Annotated in this window: 14 protein-coding genes and 1 pseudogene; all 15 read right to left on the reverse strand. The window is 61.7% G+C overall.

Features of this window, described 5'->3' with window-relative positions; all coding sequences use genetic code 11:
• Positions 1–10 precede the first annotated feature (10 nt).
• The 15 genes and pseudogenes from QMK58_RS20415 to QMK58_RS20485 all read right to left on the reverse strand — a co-directional run bounded on the left by QMK58_RS20415 (position 11) and on the right by QMK58_RS20485 (position 19,868).
• Complete coding sequence (locus tag QMK58_RS20415; RefSeq protein ID WP_320395328.1) at positions 11–805, reverse strand: hypothetical protein; 795 nt, start codon at positions 803–805, stop codon at positions 11–13.
• 12 nt (positions 806–817) lie between these two features.
• Positions 818–1,590, reverse strand: a pseudogene (locus QMK58_RS20420) (hypothetical protein).
• Complete coding sequence (locus QMK58_RS20425) at positions 1,587–2,441, reverse strand: DUF4123 domain-containing protein (protein WP_320395329.1); 855 nt, start codon at positions 2,439–2,441, stop codon at positions 1,587–1,589. The pseudogene QMK58_RS20420 and the gene QMK58_RS20425 overlap by 4 nt, the downstream one beginning before the upstream one ends.
• Positions 2,438–4,507 carry a type VI secretion system tip protein VgrG gene (tssI, locus tag QMK58_RS20430; RefSeq protein ID WP_320395330.1) on the reverse strand — a complete coding sequence of 690 codons (2,070 nt, stop codon included), beginning with the start codon at positions 4,505–4,507 and terminating at the stop codon, positions 2,438–2,440. The genes QMK58_RS20425 and tssI overlap by 4 nt, the downstream gene beginning before the upstream one ends.
• A 440-nt stretch (positions 4,508–4,947) precedes the next feature.
• Positions 4,948–5,781: an SDR family NAD(P)-dependent oxidoreductase gene (locus QMK58_RS20435; RefSeq protein ID WP_053159804.1), complete on the reverse strand. Its 834-nt coding sequence runs from the start codon at positions 5,779–5,781 to the stop codon at positions 4,948–4,950.
• A gap of 11 nt (positions 5,782–5,792) precedes the next feature.
• Positions 5,793–6,560, reverse strand: a complete 768-nt coding sequence (locus QMK58_RS20440; protein ID WP_053159806.1) for an SDR family oxidoreductase — start codon at positions 6,558–6,560, stop codon at positions 5,793–5,795.
• 135 nt (positions 6,561–6,695) lie between these two features.
• Positions 6,696–7,931, reverse strand: coding sequence for a helix-turn-helix transcriptional regulator (locus tag QMK58_RS20445; protein ID WP_053159808.1), 1,236 nt, complete (start codon positions 7,929–7,931; stop codon positions 6,696–6,698).
• 149 nt (positions 7,932–8,080) lie between these two features.
• A complete protein-coding gene (locus QMK58_RS20450; protein WP_053159810.1) occupies positions 8,081–10,513 on the reverse strand; it encodes an efflux RND transporter permease subunit in 2,433 nt (810 codons plus the stop codon).
• Positions 10,514–10,527: 14 nt separating this feature from the next.
• Entirely contained in the window at positions 10,528–11,514 is a 987-nt protein-coding gene (locus QMK58_RS20455; RefSeq protein WP_320395331.1) for a WD40/YVTN/BNR-like repeat-containing protein, read from the reverse strand.
• Positions 11,515–11,862: 348 nt separating this feature from the next.
• Positions 11,863–12,810 carry an OB-fold domain-containing protein gene (locus QMK58_RS20460; protein ID WP_320395332.1) on the reverse strand — a complete coding sequence of 316 codons (948 nt, stop codon included), beginning with the start codon at positions 12,808–12,810 and terminating at the stop codon, positions 11,863–11,865.
• A 4-nt stretch (positions 12,811–12,814) separates the two neighbouring features.
• The gene (locus QMK58_RS20465) at positions 12,815–14,026 is read right to left on the reverse strand and encodes a thiolase family protein (protein WP_053159816.1); all 1,212 of its coding nucleotides are present in this window, start codon (positions 14,024–14,026) and stop codon (positions 12,815–12,817) included.
• A gap of 93 nt (positions 14,027–14,119) precedes the next feature.
• Positions 14,120–15,787 (reverse strand): DUF1302 domain-containing protein, encoded by a 1,668-nt coding sequence (locus QMK58_RS20470; protein WP_053159818.1) that lies wholly within the window; start codon positions 15,785–15,787, stop codon positions 14,120–14,122.
• Between the two features lie 67 nt (positions 15,788–15,854).
• Positions 15,855–16,940 carry an MBL fold metallo-hydrolase gene (locus QMK58_RS20475; RefSeq protein WP_320395333.1) on the reverse strand — a complete coding sequence of 362 codons (1,086 nt, stop codon included), beginning with the start codon at positions 16,938–16,940 and terminating at the stop codon, positions 15,855–15,857.
• Complete coding sequence (locus tag QMK58_RS20480; RefSeq protein WP_320395334.1) at positions 16,933–18,786, reverse strand: long-chain-acyl-CoA synthetase; 1,854 nt, start codon at positions 18,784–18,786, stop codon at positions 16,933–16,935. The genes QMK58_RS20475 and QMK58_RS20480 overlap by 8 nt, the downstream gene beginning before the upstream one ends.
• A complete protein-coding gene (locus QMK58_RS20485; protein WP_053159824.1) occupies positions 18,783–19,868 on the reverse strand; it encodes an alkene reductase in 1,086 nt (361 codons plus the stop codon). The genes QMK58_RS20480 and QMK58_RS20485 overlap by 4 nt, the downstream gene beginning before the upstream one ends.
• Between the last annotated feature and the right edge of the window lie 152 nt (positions 19,869–20,020).

The following is a 20,020-nucleotide window of genomic DNA, read 5'->3' on the forward strand; positions in this document are numbered from 1 at the left end:
CAAAACCTCCTTATTCGGTACAGCCGGGGTAGATGGTGCATTGCCGCCCGTCAGGCATCTGGAAACCGCTGAAGTCTTTGTAATTGCCAAAGCAAAACGCATATTGGTCTTCAAAGTTGTCGCCCATGCAGCGCTTCCAGCCATTGGGTACCTTGACCCACGTATTCCCGATGGCGGGTCTTTCTTCGTTCGCCAACTTGATGTGCATCTTCACGGTCTTACCCGGTAGTTGGTCGAGGCTGTACATGGCAAAGGGCTGATAACCTCCTCGCTCACCCTGCGCATCGAGGGTTTTGCAGTTGAGGAGTTTTACGATGCGGCGTTTTGGGCCCACGGTGCGGAACAGCCTTTGGCATTCACCGTAGAAAGAACTCTCGCCCGTTTCGTCAAAGTCACTTTTGTACTGATCCTCCACCTTGTCGCGAACGAACACGCTGGCGATGTCCGAGCCAAAATCTCCTCGGGCTTTACCGTAAGTCCCATAGATTTTCAGCTCGATGCGTCTGAGCACCAGCGGGCAGCCACTGACCGTTCTGCGCAAGGCGATTTCAGCGGTTGGCTGGTAGTTTTCACGCCAGTTCATGTTGTAGCCGACTGCGGTATTGCGCCCGCCGGGCACGGTGCAGGTTTCGCCTTGGGCGGGCACATATTTGGCAATGGCCTGATAGGCAAAGTCGGGCGGCAAGTCGGCGGTGAAGGTAAAGGTGTTCGGCGAACTGCTGGCGCAGCCTGCGGTCAACGCCAGACAGCTGTTCAAAACCAGTTTGTTAAACAGTGACTTCACCGGCGGGTACAAGATTGTCATGGGGGGATGTCCTTATTCGGTACAGCCGGGGTAGATGGTGCATTGCCGCCCGTCAGGCATCTGGAAACCGCTGAAGTCTTTGTAATTGCCATTGCAGTACCCACGCTGATCTTCATAGCCCTTGCCCATACAGCGCTTCCAGCCGTTTGGAACTTTGACCCACGTGTCACCCCAGCCGGGTCTTTCTTCGTTCGCCAACTTGATGTGCATCTTCACGGTCTTACCCGGTAGTTGGTCGAGGCTGTACATGGCAAAGGGCTGATAACCTCCTCGCTCACCCTGCGCATCGAGGGTTTTGCAGTTGAGGAGTTTTACGATGCGGCGTTTTGGGCCCACGGTGCGGAACAGCCTTTGGCATTCACCGTAGAAAGAACTCTCGCCCGTTTCGTCAAAGTCACTTTTGTACTGATCCTCCACCTTGTCGCGAACGAACACGCTGGCGATGTCCGAGCCAAAATCTCCTCGGGCTTTACCGTAAGTCCCATAGATTTTCAGCTCGATGCGTCTGAGCACCAGCGGGCAGCCACTGACCGTTCTGCGCAAGGCGATTTCAGCGGTTGGCTGGTAGTTTTCACGCCAGTTCATGTTGTAGCCGACTGCGGTATTGCGCCCGCCGGGCACGGTGCAGGTTTCGCCTTGGGCGGGCACATACCGGCAATGGCCTGATAGGCAAAGTCGGGCGGCAAGTCGGCGGTGAAGGTAAAGGTGTTCGGCGGACTGCTGGCGCAGCCTGCGGTCAACGCCAGACAGCTGCTCAGAACGGCTGTGCGGATCAGGCGTTTCAAAGGGCGCCTTCCCCTTGCCAGAAGGCTGTTGTTTGATACACCCGTTCAAAGTGTTCGCTCGGACTCTCGCCGGGGCGAACCTGCCAATGCGACGCCAGCGTGTAAGCGGATGCTTGCAGGCTCTGGATCAGCAGAAATTCCAATTGATCCGGTGCGTACCATCCCCACGCCTGCGCCTGAGCAAGCCTGCTACGCAGCCAGTTGTCAGGATCATGTTGTTCGGCAAGTTTGGCGTAAGCCTCGACATGCTCCGCCAGCAGGTAGCGATGAGCATTGGTCAGGCGAATGTCATCAGCCTGTTGGCTGGGAGCAGGCACTTGATGCCACAGCGGCTGCTCTGGCACTGGGTAGGTGCCGGGGGCGGGATTGTCCGTACTTTCCCAACGTTTGCCCTGCCAGTAACACACGCTGATCGCGGGCCCGAGGTAGGCCGGGCAGGCTTCAACAGACAGATGCGCAAGGGCACGGCCCAGCACCCGATTATCGTGGAAACGGTACAGCGCCAGATTCGGCCGTACGCCAACGATCAGCCGCTCCTGCCAGTGTTTGACCAGAGTGGGCAGATCGCCCCTTTGCAGGCTGGCGAACCAGCCCCAGTTCCGCTGCGGGTGATTGAGCAATTCGTCGATACGGCTATCGCCGACGTGATCGAAGGCGAAGACAAACGGCCCGGCGTCCGCCAGGTCAGCCAACCGGGTTGCGCCATATACGCTCGAGTACTGGTCGAACCGGCAGGTCTTCAACAGGGATTGGCGCATGTCGCGCTCGTTCTCCGAGTCCAGAACGATGCACAGGATATGGCCTTGACGTTGTTGGCGGATCATCCATTGACGGGGTAACGAGTCGGTCATGTTGCGTCTTCCTGTGTCATGCAAATGCCTTCTCGGCAGGCTTCGCAGATGGGACAGAAGTCAGCTCCCATGACTTTGCTGGCTGACATGAGGGCGTCCTGGCCAGGCGAAATCATGGGAGGCAGTTGCGATGGCTCCGTCAAGGCGTCCTGGATTCCGGGTATCGCGAGCGAGGCCGCCGTGCCGGCCACCGGGGCGCCACCGACCTGGATTTCGCTGCTACTGAAAATGCCCCCATGGCTGATCACAATGTGCTGTCCGCCCGCCTTGAGGCTGATGCTCGCTCCAGCGTCCAGGGTCAGGTGCGCACCGGCTTTGATGTGCAAATGCTGACCGGACTCCACCACCAGTGTTTGATCGACGCGGGTGTGGCTGTTACTGGCGACATGCAGATAGTCGCTTGCCTTGAGCTGTACTTTGCGGTCAGCCGTGACGGTTCGGTGTTCTTCGGCTTCCAGTACGGTGATGCTGTCGCCCTTGATGGTTTCCCGGCGCTCGTTCCCGACCTCCAGGCGGCTGTCGTTTTCGACCCTCTGCTCCATGTCGCGTTGGGCACGCAGGTAGATCAATTCCCGGCCGGCACGATCTTCCAGGTGCAATTCGTTGAACCCGCCGCTGTCCGGTGAACTGCGGGAACGAAACACGCTTCGGGTTTTGTGGGCGGGCAATTCGTATGGCACCGGGGTGACACTGTTGGCAAGACACCCGCTGATCACCGGTTGATCAGGGTCACCCTCAAGAAAACTGACCAACACCTCCATGCCCACTCTCGGAATGGTGACGCTGCCATGGGCATTGCCCGCCCAATTGGAGGACACCCGCAACCAGCAACCGTTTTTACCGTCGTGGCGACCTTCGCGATCCCAGAAAAACTGAGCCTTGACCCGACCGTACTTGTCGCAGTGGATCTCCTCACCTTTGGGGCCGGTGACCACGGCGGTCTGACTGCCAAGCACTCGCGGCTTGTTGTAACGATGTGGCGCACGGTAGAAAACGTCCCAAGGTATGGCGACAAACGTGTTTCGATAGCCTTGGACCAGCTCATCCTCATGACTGGAGGCAACGCTGCTATGGTTTTCTTCAAGCACTTGCGGTTGCTTGCCTTCGTGACGCACCTCTGTCAGCAACCAAAGGTCATTCCACTCTGCGCGTGGATGCCGGGACATTTGCAGAAAGCGACCGGCCGCCAACGCCTGTTGATCGCTTTTGCCTTCTGCTTGCAGGTAGTCGGCACGATGGCGCTCCAGCGCTCGTTTGCTTAACAATTGGCCACGCTCTCCCGAGGTAAAGCGTGCGGGGTAGTCGTAATCTTCCAGATCAGGCTGCGCCTGACGGATGTATGGCTGGTGAGCGGACTCCAGCAGAATGCGAGACTTTTCAAAATCGTAGTCACGGCGGGTGGTGCGGCTGGTACGCGCTTCTACGCGCAGACCAAACTGTTTGATCACCGCCTCTTCGGCAGCCATGCCACTGTCCTGTTGATAGGGCGTTGGCCGTTCAAGTCTGGGGAACACGGTCTGGTCATCACCAAAGACCATCAGGTGTTTCTCTGGACTGTGCCGAAAGTGGTAATGAATACCTTCCTCCTGGCAAAGCCGTTGAATGAAATGCAAGTCTGACTCGTCGTACTGCACGCAGTAGTCACGAGCTGGATAGGTTGAGCCCAGCTGAAACAGGTGAAAGTCACGATGAATGCCGTGCGCGTCCAGCACCTGCGTAATGATCTGCGGGACGCTCAGCTGTTGAAAAATGCGCTGATTGATGCTGTGGCCCAGATAAGCCACCCGAGGCACCAGTGTCACGTTGTAACGCGTCAGACGTTTACCGGCGTCGCCCAGGGCAACACGATGGATTTGCCCGTGGATACCGGCGTCGCCATAGGCCAGAAAGGCTTGTTTATGCAGCAGGCTTTCAAGATCGATATTCGGTCTCTCGCTGACCAGAACCACGTCAAAGGCATAGGGCGTGCTTATCGCTTCCTGCCCCGTGAACGCCAGGACTTGAAGGTCGTGATTGAGGCCCTGAATCGTCAAATTGAAGCGTGCGAGAGGGTTAGAGCTGAACATCCTTTGTTCCTTCGGCGGTCGCTGAGGCCGTTTGTATCTGAATTTGTGGGGGAGTGAGGCAAGGCGCCGAAAGGTAGCAAAGGCGAAGGAGGATAAATGTAGGACTGTTCTCTTATGGCTGAGGGAAAAGACTGCGATTGACGGGGCTGCCGGTGCCGGACGGCTCATCTACCACAGGTGGGGCTTTCGATTGCGACATGTCGCCGTGTACCTGGGCTGGAACAGGCGGTGGTGCAGGTGGGGGGACGGGTTGCTGGTGGATGCCGCTCTGATCAACTGATTTCAGAGGCTGTGTTGATTGTGCAGGGACTCTTCGCCGAAGCGCCGCCCGGAGCGATCCTGCTCCCACAGGCACAGGGTGTTCAGGCTATTGATGCCTCACCGTGAAATCTGTGGGAGCAATGGCTTCAAGCCGCCATTCGATACCGTCGTTCAAAACTTCAACGCCAGTCGGCGACTATCCCGTGCTCCAGCGCAAACGGCTGGGCGGCGATGGTTCGGCGTTGAAATCCCGGCGCCTGTTCGGCCGTGGCCAGCCACAGCATCACCGCCGCCGGAACATGCGGTGGAGCACTGCCGGCGCGCAGGGCGATCAGGCCTTTGTCGCCGATGGTGGCCTTAAGGGCTTCGGTGGTAACTACGCCCGGATTGAGGGTATAGGCGCGCACGCCGGCCTCGCCCAGCTCCGTGCTCAGCACTCCGGACAATCGCGACACCGCCGCCTTGCCCGCACCATAGGCATATCCCCAACCGCCCTTGCCCGCCGCCACCGGTGGGTCGCTTTCGCCAGCGCCGGAGGTGACGTTGATCACCACCCCGCCGCCGCGCGTCACCATGTGTTCGGCCACTGCACGGGTCAACAGGAAGGGGGTAAGGATGTAGCCCTGGAACATACGCTCCAGGGTCTGCGCCTGCAGGTCCATGAACCCGGCGTTGAGATCACTGCCCTGGTAGATCGCGTTGTTGATCAGCACGTCGATGCGCCCGTACTCGGCCAGCACCGCCTCGCAAGCGTGCAGGGCCGAGGCGCTGTCGAGCAGGTCCATCGGCACCACGAGTACCCGACAACCCAGTTCGCGCAACGCCTGCGCAGTGCCGTTGAGGCTGCCGGCCAGCGGCGCTCCGGTGGCATCGCGCAAGGCATGCTCATGTTGCTCACCCTCGTTGAGGGTTCGGGCGCTGATCGCCAGGTCGAAACCGGCGCGGGCGAATGCCAGCGCCGCCTCGCGGCCAATACCACGGCTGGCGCCGGTGATGAATGCCACCTTGTTCATACAGATTCCTTTTAGAAACGCGAGGCGCGGACCATGGCGTCCATACCGCCATCAACGAACACCACGGTGCCATGGACAAATGACGCTTGTGGCGATTGCAAGAAAGCTACCATTGCGGCGATCTCATCAGGGCGCCCGGAGCGGCCCAAGGGCGCGACGAAATCACGGGTTGCCTGGCCAAAACGCGCATCGTCCAGCGAAGCCTGGTGCAGCGGGGTTTCTACTGCACCCGGCGCCACCACGTTCACCCGCATACCCTGCTTGCCCCAACTCACAGCCAGGCTGCGGACATGCTGGCTGATGGCAAATTTGGAGGCGGCATAGGCGACGTGCGGCTGGCCGAGGCTGTTGGCCAGTTGCAAGGCCTGGGCTTCATCGCCGGCGATCATCGCTTCGATCTGCGGCTGGCCCTCGGGCCCCGAATGTGTCGCCGCCACCGAGCCGATCACCAGCGCCGCCGGTTGTTGGCCCTTGGCCAATGCCCCCTGCAGGCCGTCAAGCAATTGACTGACGCCGAAGTAATTGACCGCGAGGATCAGCCCGCAGTTTGGCGCGGTGACACCGACCCCGGCGCAGCAGATCAGTCCGTCGAGGACCCCGCCGCTGAGTTCAAGCACTTGCGTGATGGCCGCGTCGCGCCCTTGAGGGGTGGACAGGTCGGCGAGCACTTCGGCGTTGTTGCGATCAATACCGATGACCTGATGTCCGGCAGCGCGCATGGCGGCGGATACGGCGGCCCCGATTCCCGAGGCACTGCCGGTAATGGCTGTAATAGGCATTGTGGTTCTCCGTGATAGGTCCGCCCAGTATCGACAGGGCGATCACGGGGCGGCATCGTCCGTGCGGACTAAAAAATGCGCGGGATCAATGACTGCGACGCCGGGCACGAATGGCCCGGCGGTGGGTCTGCAGAATCAGGCCTGACGGTAGATCGGCACGGCCAATTGCAGCGGCGGCACCTTGATTTTCTCGGCCAGTTTCAGCGCCAGTTGCGGCTTGCCCAAGGCCACCACGCTGTTGAGCATGATGCGCACCAGTTCGGTCTGGCGCCGCACACCGGTCTTGGAGAAGATCGAACGCAAGTGCGCCCGCGCCGTGTTACGGCGGATATTGAGGACCTCGGCAGCTTCCTCCAGGGACAAGCCGTTGGCCAGTTCCATGGCCAGGGCCGTTTCGGCCTTGGTCAGGTTGAACAGCTGCTTGGTCACCACTTCGCTGGCCAGGGATTTGCTAGACGCATCGCGGATGTACACCAGCGCCGCCGGCTGGCCCTTTTCTTCGGCCCAGTCCAGGGACGGAATCGATTCGACCACCACCCCCAGGTTGACCAGCCCCGAAGGACGCGTCACCGACATGGCCTCGGCACTTTTCGGCGCATCCGGGCAGAACGCGCCGCGAATCAGGCGTTGCAGCTCGCGGTTGTCGCTGGGGTACGTCGCCTCCAGGCGCCCTCCCACCAGTTTCAGGCCATCGGAACGGGCGAGAATTTCCTGCGCCACCGGATTGATCTGCAGCACGCTGCCGCTCTCGTCGAGCACCAGGGTCGCCACCGACAACCGGCTGATGGCCTGGGAATACAACTCGCTCAGCGATTCGCTGCGGTCCAGCAGGTTATGCAGTTGCGAGGCCCGTCGCAGGTGAGGCAGGAAACTGGCGCACACCGCCCGGTCGTTGGCAGAGAAGTTGGGAGCCCGTTTGGGGCGGGTCATGCGAAAGCGCAGCTTGCCGCCGTCGGGGGTGGAAATGTCCGCGCACATCACGTGGTACACGTCATTGGGAGCGCAGAACGCCTTGAAGTAGGCGCAGTGTTCCCACTCAGTGGCGCTCATGATGTCATCGACGGTGAACACACTGTCGATCGGCTGGTTGGCGAAAGGCGAATTGGTTTGCGGGTAGGTCATGTAGCAGACATCACCGGCACCTTCGATGTCGCCGACGATAATCATCACGCCCGTGTCGGGTTGATCCGGCACCCGCAGGATCAGGGTGACGAAATTGGCATTGAAGAGTTTGAGAAAACTTCTGAGGGCGTGGGCCATCATTTTCGGATCGAGGGCGCCTTCATAGATTTCGCCCACCAGCTGGTTGTAGCGCGTGAGGTCGAGGCCAAGGCTGGCCAGGGCTTCATGGGTCAAGACAGCATTTTGCATAGTCTTCTCTCGCTCGGGTAAGAGCCAGGCTCTTCCCTTGTTATTTTTATAATTTCGGCCGGGGGAACCCAGAGTTCCCCCCTCTTTTCGACTCTACTTGCCTGCCAGTTTCCTTAGCCCCTGTGGACTCCACAAGAGGCCCGGCAGGTTTATTTTTCGCTTGCGGTATCACGCGCCGCCGGGCTGCTTTTCAAGCGGAATTGCCCTTGTGCCGGTGCAGGCGTACGAGCCCGATATTCAACCAAGGGGCGACCGCGATTGAACCAGGCCGCCAGCGCCGGCAGGAGGAAAATCGCCCCCAGCACATTGACCAGGAACATGAACGACAGCAGCACCCCCATGTCAGCCTGGAACTTCAGCGGTGCGAACGCCCAGGTGCACACGCCAATCGCCATGGTCACGGCCGTGAACACCGCAGCGGTGCCGCGTTGGCACATGGCCTCGTAGAAGGCTTCGCGCAGGCTGGCTCCGCGCAGCATTTCGTGCTGGATACGTTCGTACAGATAAATGCCGTAGTCGACGCCCACACCCACCCCCAGCGCCATCACCGGCAGCGTCGCGACCTTCAGGCCGATCCCGAGCAGGGTCATCAGTGCGTTGCACAGGATCGCAACAATCGCCAGCGGCACCAGAATGCACAGCACCGCCCGGATCGACAAGAAGGTCAGCCAGCAAAACAGTGCCACCGATCCGAATAGTGCCCCGAGCATGATCACTTCGGCGCGCTTGACCGCCTCGTTGGAGGCCGCCATCACCCCGACGTTGCCGCCGGCCAGGAGAAATTCGACTTGCGGCGTACTGACTTCGGCAATGATCCGCTTGGCTTCGGCGATCGCATGGCTGACCGTGCTGCCCTCGTGATTGGCGAGAAACACCAGGATCTGCATCTGCTGGCAACCGTCGGTGACCATTCCGTCATCCGGCATATAGGCCCGCGCGCCCTGGCTCAGGCCACGGGGTGATCCTGGAATCGCCGCCCAGCGCGGATTACCTTCGTTGTTGCCGGCGATCACCCGCTTGCCCATGTCCGCCACGCTCTGGATCGACTGCACGCTCGAGACCGTGCGCATGCGGAAATCGAAGGCTTCCACCGCACGCATCACCGCAGGCGACAGGCAACCTTCCTCAACGCCCTTGACCTGGACGAACACCGACATCACATCAAGACCGATGGAGTAGCTGTTGATGATCTTTTCGTTGTCCTGGTTGTAGCGCGAATCGGCCCGCAGCTCCGGCGCGCCCGCGCCGATATCGCCCACCGCCAGGTCGCGAGCCTTGTAGGCCCCGGCCGCCAGCAGCAACAGACTGACAACGAACACGCCCACGGCAGGCCCGGGTTCGGCCAGCGCCGACAGACGCCACCACAGGCGGTGCTTGCCCGTCGGTCGCGATTGCGCACGACGCAATAGCGCAGGCTCCAGGCGCAGGTAGGAAATGATGATCGGCAGCATCAGTTTGTTGGTGATGATCATCAGCATGACGCCGATGCAGGCCGTCACCCCCAGTTCGTGAACGATCGGAATGTCGATCATCATGATCACCGCGAAGCCCAGGGCATTCATCAGCAAGGCCAGGGAACCGGGGATGAAAATCTTGCAGAACGCCGAACGCGCCGCTTCCTTCGAACTGCTGCCGGCCAACACGTCCTGCTTCCAGGCGTTGGTCATCTGCACCGCATGGGACACGCCGATGGAAAAAATCAGAAACGGCACCAGGATCGACATCGGATCGATGCCCAGGCCCAGCAGCGGCAACAGGCCCAGCAACCAGACCACCGGCAGCAACGCGACCACCAGCGCCACCACCGTGAGGCGCAGGGAGCGTGAATACAGCCACAGCAGCAAACCGGTGATGACGAAGGCCACGACAAAGAAGCCGATCACCGTGTTCAACCCTTCAACCACATCCCCCACCAGCTTGGCGAAGCCGACGATGTTGATTTCGATATTGGGGCTGTTGTACTTGCCACGAATCTCTTCCAGACGCTTGGCGATTTCGACGTAGGACACCGGTTGGCCGGTCTTGGGGTCGGTGTCCTGCAGGTCGGCGCGGACCATGGCCGACTTCAGGTCATTGGCCACCAGGCGACCGACCTGCCCGGAGGCCGCCGTGTTGCTGCGAACCTGCGCCAGGTCCTCGAGAGTGCCGCTGAAACGCGGTGGCACTACTACGTCGCCAAAGAAACCTTCCTCGGTGATTTCGATGTAGCGCACGTTGGCGGTAAACAGCGACGTCACGCTGGGCCGGCTGACACCGGAGATGAAGAACACGTCGTCGGTGACTTTGCGCAGGGTCTCGAGGTACTCGGCGTTATAGATGTCACCCTCGCCTTTCCAGCGCACGCTGACCAGGAACCGGTTGGCGCCGGTAAAGTAGCGGCTGAACTTGAGAAAATTGATCATGTATTCATGGCGCACCGGGATCTGTTTGTTGAAGCCCGGATCCAGTTGCGTGTGGGTGGCGCTGTAGCCCAGGCCCAGCGTCACCAGGACGAACAGCGCCAGCAGGCCCTTGCGCCGGGCCATCAGATGGTCCGCGCAGGTTTCGACGCAACGCGTCACCCAGTGTTTACCTTGATTCATTACCTGCCTCTCATTCACTGGGTGGCCTGCGTGGCCATTAAGGCAGCGACGCTGCCACCTGATCCCTGTAATACCCCGCGTTCGCCGCCCACCAATAGACGCGAGCCAACGACAGTCGCCGAGGTCAATGTGCCAAGGCCGGCCAGACGTCCGACACCGACCAGCTCACCTTTCACATCCAGGCGCACCACCGAACTGCCCGCACCGACGATCACCAGACCCGAGTGATCGGGCAGCAGCACATGGCCGTACAGCGGCAGTTGGTTGCCGACTTTGATCTGGGTCCAGCTGTCGCCGAAGTCGTGGCTGACGAAAACGTTCCCGCGCATACCGTAGGTCACCCAGTTGTCTGCGCTCAGGCGCACGATGCCGAACAGCGAACCGCTGTAGAACGCCGGCAAGGTTTGCCAGTGCTGGCCGCTGTCGCTGGTACGCAACACCAGACCCTGTTCGCCCACCAGCATGCGTCGGCCATCGTTGCCGCCGGCCATGCTGTTCAGGTGTGCGTTGTCGATCTCCAGTGGCTGCGGTACCCAGGTCTTTCCGCCATCAGTCGATTGATAGAACTTGCCGAAGCTGCCGAACGCCAGGACGCTGTCGCCACCGCCGGTCCAGATGCCCAGCAGCGGTTCGCCCAGATCGCTGTCGTAGCGTATTTCCTGCCAGCTGCTGCCAGCGTCCTCGGAACGCAGGATCCAGCCGTCATGCCCGACGGCCAGCAAACGTTTGTCGTCCAGCGCGACCACGGCGGTCAGGGTGGCGTTGCGTTGCGTGGCGACGTTGGCGGGCTGCCAGCTGACGCCCTGGTCATCACTGAGCAGGATGCTGCCGCGCTCGCCAACGGCGACCACGCGTGCGCCAAAATTGAGCAGGCCGTTGATCTGCACCCGGTCCGGGCGCGTGGCCAACAGCTCTGCCTGCGCAGGGGCTTTGGGGGAAAAGGTGTAGCCGATGGTCAAGGCAACCACCAGGCAAACCGCGTAGCCGATCAACGAGCGCATGAGCAACGCTCCAGTTCGGGGAAGGCTTGGATAGGGCAATTCATAGGGCCGATCCTCTTGTTTTTGTCACGCACCAGGCATGCGAGGCAATCGAGATGGGCGTTGCCTCTGGGGCAATAGTCGGCGCAAGGGAGAGGTGAAACATCGTCCAAATGGCTTATGCAATGGCGCAAATGGCGTGGGGCGGGAATGGCGGGTATTTATGTGCAAGCCGAACTGATTGACATCGCCCCCCCCCCCTGTAGGAGCCGGCTTGCCGGCGATGGCCTCAGTTCAGACAACCCATTCGTCGGCCTGACGGACGCTATCGCCGGCAAGCCGGCGCCTACAGGGGATCTTCGGCGGGGATCAGGCCATGTACAGGATCACCAGATCGTTGATCACCGACGGCCGGTCCTGGCCCACCACATGGGTGTTGAGCTCCAGGGTCAGCTGGGTGCCACGGGCCTGGATGTCGACTTTTTTCACCCGGGCCCGCGCATGGATGCGCGAGCCGGCCGGTACCGGTGCCGGGAAGCGCAGGCGATCGGAGCCGTAGTTGATCTGGGTGGTGAAGCCGCTGATTTCGAAGCTCAGCGCCAGTTTCATCCGTGATTGCAACACCTGCACCAGCGCACCGTGGGCGATGGTGCCGCCGAACGGACTTTGCAGGCGCGCCCGCTCCGGATCGGTATGGATCCAGTAATCGTCGCCCGACAACCGGGCAAAGTCGTCGATCAGCGCCTGGTCGACCACCACCACATTGCTCCAGTCGCTGAACTGTTCGCTGACCAGCGCCTGCAAGGCCGGACCATCGTTGAGGTCGACCTGCCGGGCGGCCGGTTGCTCTGCAACAGGCGCCGGTTCGCTGTCCTGCGCGGGCAGCGGCTCAAGGCCCGGCGCATCCTTGTCGACCCCGGTGAAGCGCAGCAGGCGGTTGCCCTTGGCATCGACTTCGGCGAACACCGGCTGCAAGGGCATACCGATGCGGATTTCGTGTTCCTCAAGGCCAACCAGGTTGGTGTTGATGCGCACGCCTTCAGCCAACTCGACCACCGCGAGTTTCTGCGGCATCTCATCAATGAAGTCGGGCAAGGTCGCAATGCGCGTCACGGTATAGCTGTACAGCGTCGCGGCGCCGTTGACTTCGCGCCACGCCAGGTCATGTTCCAGGCACACCGTGCAGTGCCGGCGCGGGTAGAAGTTCCAGTGCGCACAGGCATTGCATTGCTGGATCAACAGGCGGCGAGCCTTCAGGCCCTCCCAGAACGGCGCGGAGATCTGCGTCGCGACCGGCATCGGTTTGTTGTTGGACATGTGCTTATGCTCCCTGAAGTATCAATGCGCCCTGCTCACTCATCACGCCGCCGGTGCCGGAGACGTAGACACTGTCGCAGCGACCCAGTTGGCGTTCACCGGCGGTGCCGGCGATCTGCGTCACCGCCTCGATCACCTGGCTCATGCCACCGGCCGAGGCCGACTGACCGAAACTCAGTTGCCCGCCATGGGTGTTCATCGGGAAATCCCCGCGCCAGGTCAGGTCGTGTTCGCGCACGAACGCCATGCCCTCGCCCTTGGCGCAGAAACCGGCATCTTCCAGGGTCAGCAAGGTGGTGATGGTGTAGCAGTCGTAGATCTGCGCGGCATCGACGTCCTTGGGCTTGAGCCCGGCCATGGCAAAGGCGCGCTGGGAAGCCGGGCCAATCGGCGTGTGCAGCATGTCCTCGGCATAGGACGGCGACTTGAAGGCCAGGTGCTCGCCAAACCCGGTAATGAAGGCCGGACGTTTGCGTGCCCGCGCCGCCACTTCCTTGTTGGTGATGATCAGGGCAGCGCCACCGGCCACCGGCATGACGATTTCCAGGACATGCAAGGGATCGGCGACCATCTTGCTGGCCAGCACTTGCTCGATGGTCAACGGCTGGCCGTAGAACATCGCTTGCGGGTTGGCCAGGGCGTTGGTGCGCTGATCAACGGCGATCTTGGCCATGGCCCGCTGGTCGTAGTCGTACTGGGCGGCATAACGCTGGGCAATCATCGCGTAGCCGGTGTTCTGGCCCATGTGCCCGTAAGGCAGGTCGAACTCGGCTTCAGGTGCGCCGAATGCCGTGCTGTGGCCGCCAAATCGCATGGACCGGGCCATCCAGCCAGGATCCTCATCAGGCCCCAACGGCGCCATGCGAGCGGGAATAACGCACAGCACGGCCTGGCACAGTCCCAGTTCGATGGCGGCGGCGGCGCGCCAAACCATGCCCACCGACGTACAGCCACCCAGGTCCACCACTTCAGCGAAGTTCAGGCGCAGGCCCAGGTATTCGGCGGCCATCGCCGGTACGAACACCGAGGCTTCATGAAAATGCGGGCCGTTGATCACCAGCCCGTCGAGGTCCGAGGCCTTGAGCCCGGCATCGCGCAGGGCCTGGGCCGCCAGATCGGCGACTTGCTCAAGGTGAAACATCTTGGGTGCGGTCGAATATTTCTCCGGTTTGTATTGTGCGCTGCCAACAATGGCCGCGTGCCCTTTGAGCCCCATAGTGCCTCCATGCCGAAGCGTTACGCTGCGGCGTTTTCCAGGTTGTTTTGAAGGTCCGGGCGCAGCAGAGCTGCCCGGACCTCGAGTCGTCGATCAGAAGGTGTATTTCATCGAGAACGTGGCGTAGTCGCGGTCGGCGAACGGACGATCGATCGGGTCGGCTTCACCCAGGTAGCTGATGTATTTCAAACCGAGCTCCAGGTTGCCCAGGTATTTGAAGGTCGTGCCCATGCTCAGGCGTCGGTCACCGGCGACGCCGGAGATGCTTCCGGCCATGGGCGTGGAGCCACTGAAGACGTTGGAGAAGCTGAAGGGGACTTCCAGATCCCAGCCTTGGAAAACTCCCGGATAACTGAACGATGCGCCCACGGTGTAGGCGCTGGAAGACTTGGTGCGGTAGCCCGCGGCGGTACTGTAGGTGTAGTCATCGGAAGGGGCCACTAGAGGTGCCAGGGTAGGCAGAAGGTTCACGCCTTGCAGGTTGGGCGCCGCCGAAGTGGACTCGACGCTGTCGACCTGCACGCGGATGATTTCGGCAGTCAGGCTGGTCTGGCTGGCCCAGGGGCGGTCCCCCAGGATACGGATCGCAGACAACTGCATTTGCTGGCCTTTGCCCTTGGCCGGTACAGCGCCAAGGCCGGTATTGACCATCACCGGCGCACCATCGCGGTACGACCATTCGGCGCCGACCTGGGTGTCGCCAAGCTTGGTCGAGGCGCTGATGCCGGTCAGCTTGATGTCTTCGAAATACTTGATCTCGTAGCCATTGCTGACGAAGGCGTTGCGGCCACCGCCCACCGGCAAGGCGTTGTAGCCGACCAGTGCGGTGGCCGGGTTCTTGTCGTGGTAGTTGACGTGAAACAGCGAGAGCTCGAGGGCCGGGACCGGGCGGTAGCGCATCTGCACGCCCCACTGGCCACCATCACTCGGATCATCAGTGCCGCGGTAGGCGATCTTCTGGCCGTTGGCGTAGATAAACTCGCGACCTGGCCCGACCACGTCGCTGCCCGACAGGTAGCTGCCCACCGGCGGCAGTTCGGTGCCCTTCCATTCGTACTGCACGTACGCACCGAAGGTCAGCTGGGGGTTCAATCGGAACGAACCGGAGAACTGGCCCACCGGCAAGAGGATTTCCTTGACCTCGACTCCCGGCTGCGAGGCTTTTACCGCGTCGGAAGGGTTTTGTACGCCGTTAACGCCCGGATAGAACAGACTCTCGCCCCAGGACTCGATGTGCCGCCCGGCCTTGACGTCGAGCATGGTGTCGTTGTCAAAGCGCCAGCCGCTGAACACATACACATCCAGCAGTTTGCTGCGACCGCCGCTGTAGTAGCGGGTGTCACTGGTGAACTCGTCATTGCTGCCGTTTTTGTTCACGGTGGCGGGCGAGTCGTTATCGTTCTCCCGATGATAGACGTCGTCGTAGAAGGTACTGCCGCGCACCACGGCGCCGTAGTTGTCCTTGCGCAGGATCATTTCGGCCAGCGCGCCCACGCGGTTGGTGGTCAGGCTGCCACTGTCGAAGTTGCGGTTGGCATCGTCGGCGTTGACCGTCAGCAAGCGATCGCTCTGACTGCCCGTGCGCACGCCGATGCCGTAGCTGGTGGTCACCGACCAGTCGATTGTCGCGCCGTTGTCGAACTCGAACGTATCACCGGCCCACACCGGTGTGGACACCAGTGCAATGGCTGCCGCCAGGCTACTGACCTGGAATGCGCTCGAACCGATGACCGTAGAGTTATTGTTGTTTTTGTTGATCACACTGATTCTCCTCAATGACAACCGGCTGGCTGCCTGGAATGTTCAACACTGCTGCCCTGCCGTGCGCTCAAAACACTCTGAGCGGGTTAACAGCGCACGCTCCCCTTACAGCACGCCGGTAGCGATATCGCCCCCGGTCCTCCTCCCGCTCCAGCGACCCTTCGGCCACCAGGTAGTTGGCATGGGCCAACGTTTCGCCAAGCGCCATCAGTTCGTCGAAACGACCCGACAGCCTGGGAAACAACACAGCCATCAGTTCGAGCACGGTGCGCGGCTCGTCACAGTTGGCCAGCATCAGCGCCAGATGCCCGTGGTGATGGGCTTCCAGCTGATCCAGGCGCTGATGCAAATTGAAGAACGGCCGCTCGTGCGCCGGCAGCACCAGCACGCTGTCGGGCAGGCTGCGCAAGTGCTCGATGGAGTCGAGCCAGTCGCGCAACGGATTGGCCAGCGGTTCTATGGCATGCACGCCGACGGTGGAGGTGATGCGCGGCAACACCTGGTCGCCGGAGATCAGCAAGCCGTCATCGGCGGCGTACAGGCAGGCATGCTCCGGCGAGTGACCTCGACCGATGACCACCTGCCAGGTACGGCCGCCAATATTCAGCAGGCTGCCCTCGTGCAAACGGCGGTAATGGTTCAGCGGCGCAGGCAGAAAATGCGCATTGCTCATGACCGCGAACATCTCGCGGCTTTGATCGTCAGCCACGCCGGCCTTGCGATAGAAATCGAGAAAGTCCCAGCCCGGGGGTTGATCGGCGGGAAACCTGATGTGCAACGAATGGAACTCGCTGGTGGTCATGTACACCGGGCAGTGAAAACGCTCGGAAAGCCACGCGGCGACCCCGGCATGGTCGGAGTGAAAATGGGTGCAGACCACCGCCAGCAGCGGCAGCCCGCCACACACTTCACCCAGCACCCGATCCCAGACCTCGCGGGTCTGATCGGTGTTCATGCCGGTGTCCACCACCACCCAGCCGTCGGTATGGCGCAGCAGATAGAGGTTGATGTGGTCCAGGCGAAACGGCAGCGGCATGCGCAACCACCACACGCCCGGCGCCACTTCGCGCACCTGCCCGGAATCGGGCGCCTGCGGCCAGGGATAACGCAGGCCGTCGCGCAGTTCGTGACCGTTAGTGTCGAGATCAGCCATGGTCGGCCACCACGAAAGGTCTCAGGCCGGCGCGCGCCAGCGCTTCTTGCGAATAGGGCACATAAGTGCGGGCCTGTTCGTCGCGGATCAACAGCGGATCGCTGCAACGGGTCGGGCAGTAGCCCTGTCGCTGCAGATCGACCTTGCGCAGCTTGAAGCTGGCGGTCAGGTCAGCCGACTGGGTGACACGCACGAACACCGGGGCCGCGTAGCGCGGCAGGCGAGCTTCGGTGAGGGCGTACAGGGCGGCCGGATCGAACACTTGATCCGCTTGCATCAACACCGCGGCCATACCGGCGCGACCTTCATTGCCCGGCACCTGGACGCCATAGATATTGATCAGTTCCAGGCCCGCCAGATCGCCCAGGGCGTCCGCCACTTCGAGGGTCGACACGTTCTCGCTCTTCCAGCGATAGGTATCGCCGATGCGATCGACGAAGTAGCAGTAACCGTCGGCGTCCTCGCGCAGCAAGTCGCCGGAACTCCAGTAGGCATCACCCTGGCGGAACACATTGCGGCGGATTTTGCTCTCGGTTGCCTCAGCCGAGGTGTAGCCCTCGAAACGCCCGCCACCGATCTCAGGGTGATCGACGATAAAGCCCATGGCCTCGCCGACCTCGCCCACGTTGCAGACTTGATAGAAACCGTTTTCGTCCCGGGGATGACAGTCGTTTTCGATGTCGTAACGCACCAGCCGCAGGTTGGTTTTATTCCAGTCCGGCACCCGTCCACAGGAACCGAAATAGTTGTCGACGTTGATCACCGCAGCATTGGCTTCGGTAGCGCCCCAGCCCTCGAACACCTGGATCGGGCCGAAGCGCTCCAGCCAGCGTTGCCAGGAGTCCGGCGACAGTCCGGCACCGAGCATGCAGCGCAGGCTGTGCTCGCGCTCGCCCGCTCGCACCGGCTGGTTGAGCAGGTAGCGGCAGATCTCGCCGATGTACTGGAAGATGCTGATCTGATGCCGTGCCACGTCGTTCCAGAACTCGCGCACGCTGAACTTGCGGCGTACCACGATGGCCGCACCGGCACACAGCGCGGTAGAAGTCACCGACGTGGCCGCGGCACCGTGGTAGAGCGGCAGGCAGCAATAGAACACATCATCGCAGGTGACTTGCAGGGTGGTGTGCATCACATCGCCCGACGACATCCAGCGCATGTGGCTGTAGCGCGCGGCCTTGGGCAAGCCGGTGGTGCCCGAGGTGAAGATCAACAGCGTCGGCGTCTGCGCATCGATGTGCGCACGGATATCCCGGGGGAACGGTGTGCGCGGGGCTTTCTCCAGGCGTGCATCGAAATGCCCGTCGACACCCTTGGGCAGCGCTCCCGTCCAGGGGTTTTCTGCATCGCGCAGCAGCCAGCACGGCAGGTCTGGAAAACCTTCGGTGGCCTGCACATTGGCCAGGCACTCTTCGCCGATCACCAACGCCTTGGCCTCGGTGACCTGCAACGCATGCAGCAGGGGGCGGCCGCTGACCTGAGTGTTGATGAAGGCCACCACCACCCCGAGCTTGACCAGGCCAAACCAGGTGCAGAAAAACGCCGGACGGTTTTCCATGGCCAGGGCGCAGACATCACCAGCGCGCAGTCCATTGGCATAAAAGGTGTGGGCCATCTGATTGGCTCGCGCATCCACCTCGGAGTAACTCAGGGTCTGCTCGCCATAGATCAGGAACGTGCGCTCACCCTGTTCGCTCGCCTGTTGTTCCAGGCGATCGGCCAGGGTGTAGTGGTCGCCCGGCTTGATCAGCCCGGCGGCGGCCGAGCGCTGGTCGAGCAACGCCTGGGTCTGCTCCCGAGATACGGGAGCGGTCGGCAGCACGTGCTTCAAATCGTTGAGGTTCATTGCGCCACCTCCCGGGCAATCCCTTGATGGGCGGTGTAATCCGAATAGCCCACCGGCCCCGGCGTATAGAGGGTCTTGCGGTCGAAGCCACTGAGCGGCAGGCCACGCTGCAAGCGCGCCACCAGATCGGGGTTGGCTATAAAGTGACGGCCGAACGACACAGCAGCCCCCTCGCCCGACGCGAGAGCGGCACTGGCCGAAGGACCGTCGAAACCATCGTTGAGAATCAATGCATGAGGGCTGTGCCGACGTGCCAGGGCGAACGCATCAAGCTCTGCCAGTGGCGAGCGCATAATGTGCAGGTAGGCCAGATCCAACGGCGCCACGGCTTCGCATAACGCCGCCGCCGTGGCCGCCGGATCGCAGTCGTCGATGTCGTTGTAGGGGTTGCCGGGGCACTGGCGAAAGCCGACGCGCCCGGCGCCGATCGCAGCAGCCATGGCCTCGATCACTTCCTTGGCAAAACGCACCCGCCCGGTCACATCGCCACCGTAGGCATCGTTGCGCCGGTTACTGCCGGATGCCAGAAACTGCATCGGCAGATAGCCGCTGGTGCAGTGCAACTCGACGCCGTCGAAGCCGGCCAGGCGCGCATTCAACGCGGCCTGGCGATAGTCTTCGATAACCTCGTCAATACCTTGCAAGGTCAGCGCCTGTGGCTCATCGGTGTCCACCAGGCCGGCAGTGTCGCTGAACACCTGGGTGCGAGCGCGCAATGCCGAAGGTGCCACCGTGGCAGCCCCGGCAGGTTTGTTGTGGCGGCTGGCGGCGCGGCCGACGTGCATCAGCTGCAGGACGATGCGCCCGCCCTCGGCGTGCACCGCCTCGGTGACCCGCTGCCAGCCGACGATCTGCTCGTCGCTGTAGATCGCCGGGGTGCGACAATAGCCAAGGCCGCTGGCAGAAGGCGCGGTCCCCTCGGCCACGATCAACCCGGCGCTGGCACGCTGGCGATAATATTCGACCATATCGCCGCCAGGTACCGCATCGGCAAGGGCACGGCTGCGGGTCATGGGGGCCATGACGATGCGGTTGGCCAGTTGCAGTTCGCCCAGGGCGATCGGCTCGAACAAGACGCTCATTTCAATTCCTCAGCTTCTTATTGTTTTCTGGCTGTCGCAGGGCTTGCCACAACGTGGGCAAGCACTGACATGCCAGCGAATACGGGCTGAATGATTGACGTTGAGCGCAAGCGAAACATCGTCCGACAAGACTAGGTCGGCGAACGTGCAGG

The sequence above is a fragment of the Pseudomonas sp. P8_241 genome (assembly GCF_034008315.1).
Lineage (GTDB): Bacteria > Pseudomonadota > Gammaproteobacteria > Pseudomonadales > Pseudomonadaceae > Aquipseudomonas.

Excerpts from the sequence above, each read along its gene's own strand:
- QMK58_RS20445 (WP_053159808.1), bottom strand. The coding sequence starts at position 7,931 with ATGCAAAATGCTGTCTTGACCCATGAAGCCCTGGCCAGCCTTGGCCTC.
- QMK58_RS20460 (WP_320395332.1), bottom strand. The coding sequence starts at position 12,810 with ATGTCCAACAACAAACCGATGCCGGTCGCGACGCAGATCTCCGCGCCG.
- QMK58_RS20455 (WP_320395331.1), bottom strand. The coding sequence starts at position 11,514 with ATGCGCTCGTTGATCGGCTACGCGGTTTGCCTGGTGGTTGCCTTGACC.
- tssI (WP_320395330.1), bottom strand. The coding sequence starts at position 4,507 with ATGTTCAGCTCTAACCCTCTCGCACGCTTCAATTTGACGATTCAGGGC.
- QMK58_RS20475 (WP_320395333.1), bottom strand. The coding sequence starts at position 16,940 with ATGGCTGATCTCGACACTAACGGTCACGAACTGCGCGACGGCCTGCGT.
- QMK58_RS20450 (WP_053159810.1), bottom strand. The coding sequence starts at position 10,513 with ATGAATCAAGGTAAACACTGGGTGACGCGTTGCGTCGAAACCTGCGCG.
- QMK58_RS20485 (WP_053159824.1), bottom strand. The coding sequence starts at position 19,868 with ATGAGCGTCTTGTTCGAGCCGATCGCCCTGGGCGAACTGCAACTGGCC.
- QMK58_RS20480 (WP_320395334.1), bottom strand. The coding sequence starts at position 18,786 with ATGAACCTCAACGATTTGAAGCACGTGCTGCCGACCGCTCCCGTATCT.
- QMK58_RS20440 (WP_053159806.1), bottom strand. The coding sequence starts at position 6,560 with ATGCCTATTACAGCCATTACCGGCAGTGCCTCGGGAATCGGGGCCGCC.
- QMK58_RS20435 (WP_053159804.1), bottom strand. The coding sequence starts at position 5,781 with ATGAACAAGGTGGCATTCATCACCGGCGCCAGCCGTGGTATTGGCCGC.
- QMK58_RS20425 (WP_320395329.1), bottom strand. The coding sequence starts at position 2,441 with ATGACCGACTCGTTACCCCGTCAATGGATGATCCGCCAACAACGTCAA.
- QMK58_RS20415 (WP_320395328.1), bottom strand. The coding sequence starts at position 805 with ATGACAATCTTGTACCCGCCGGTGAAGTCACTGTTTAACAAACTGGTT.
- QMK58_RS20465 (WP_053159816.1), bottom strand. The coding sequence starts at position 14,026 with ATGGGGCTCAAAGGGCACGCGGCCATTGTTGGCAGCGCACAATACAAA.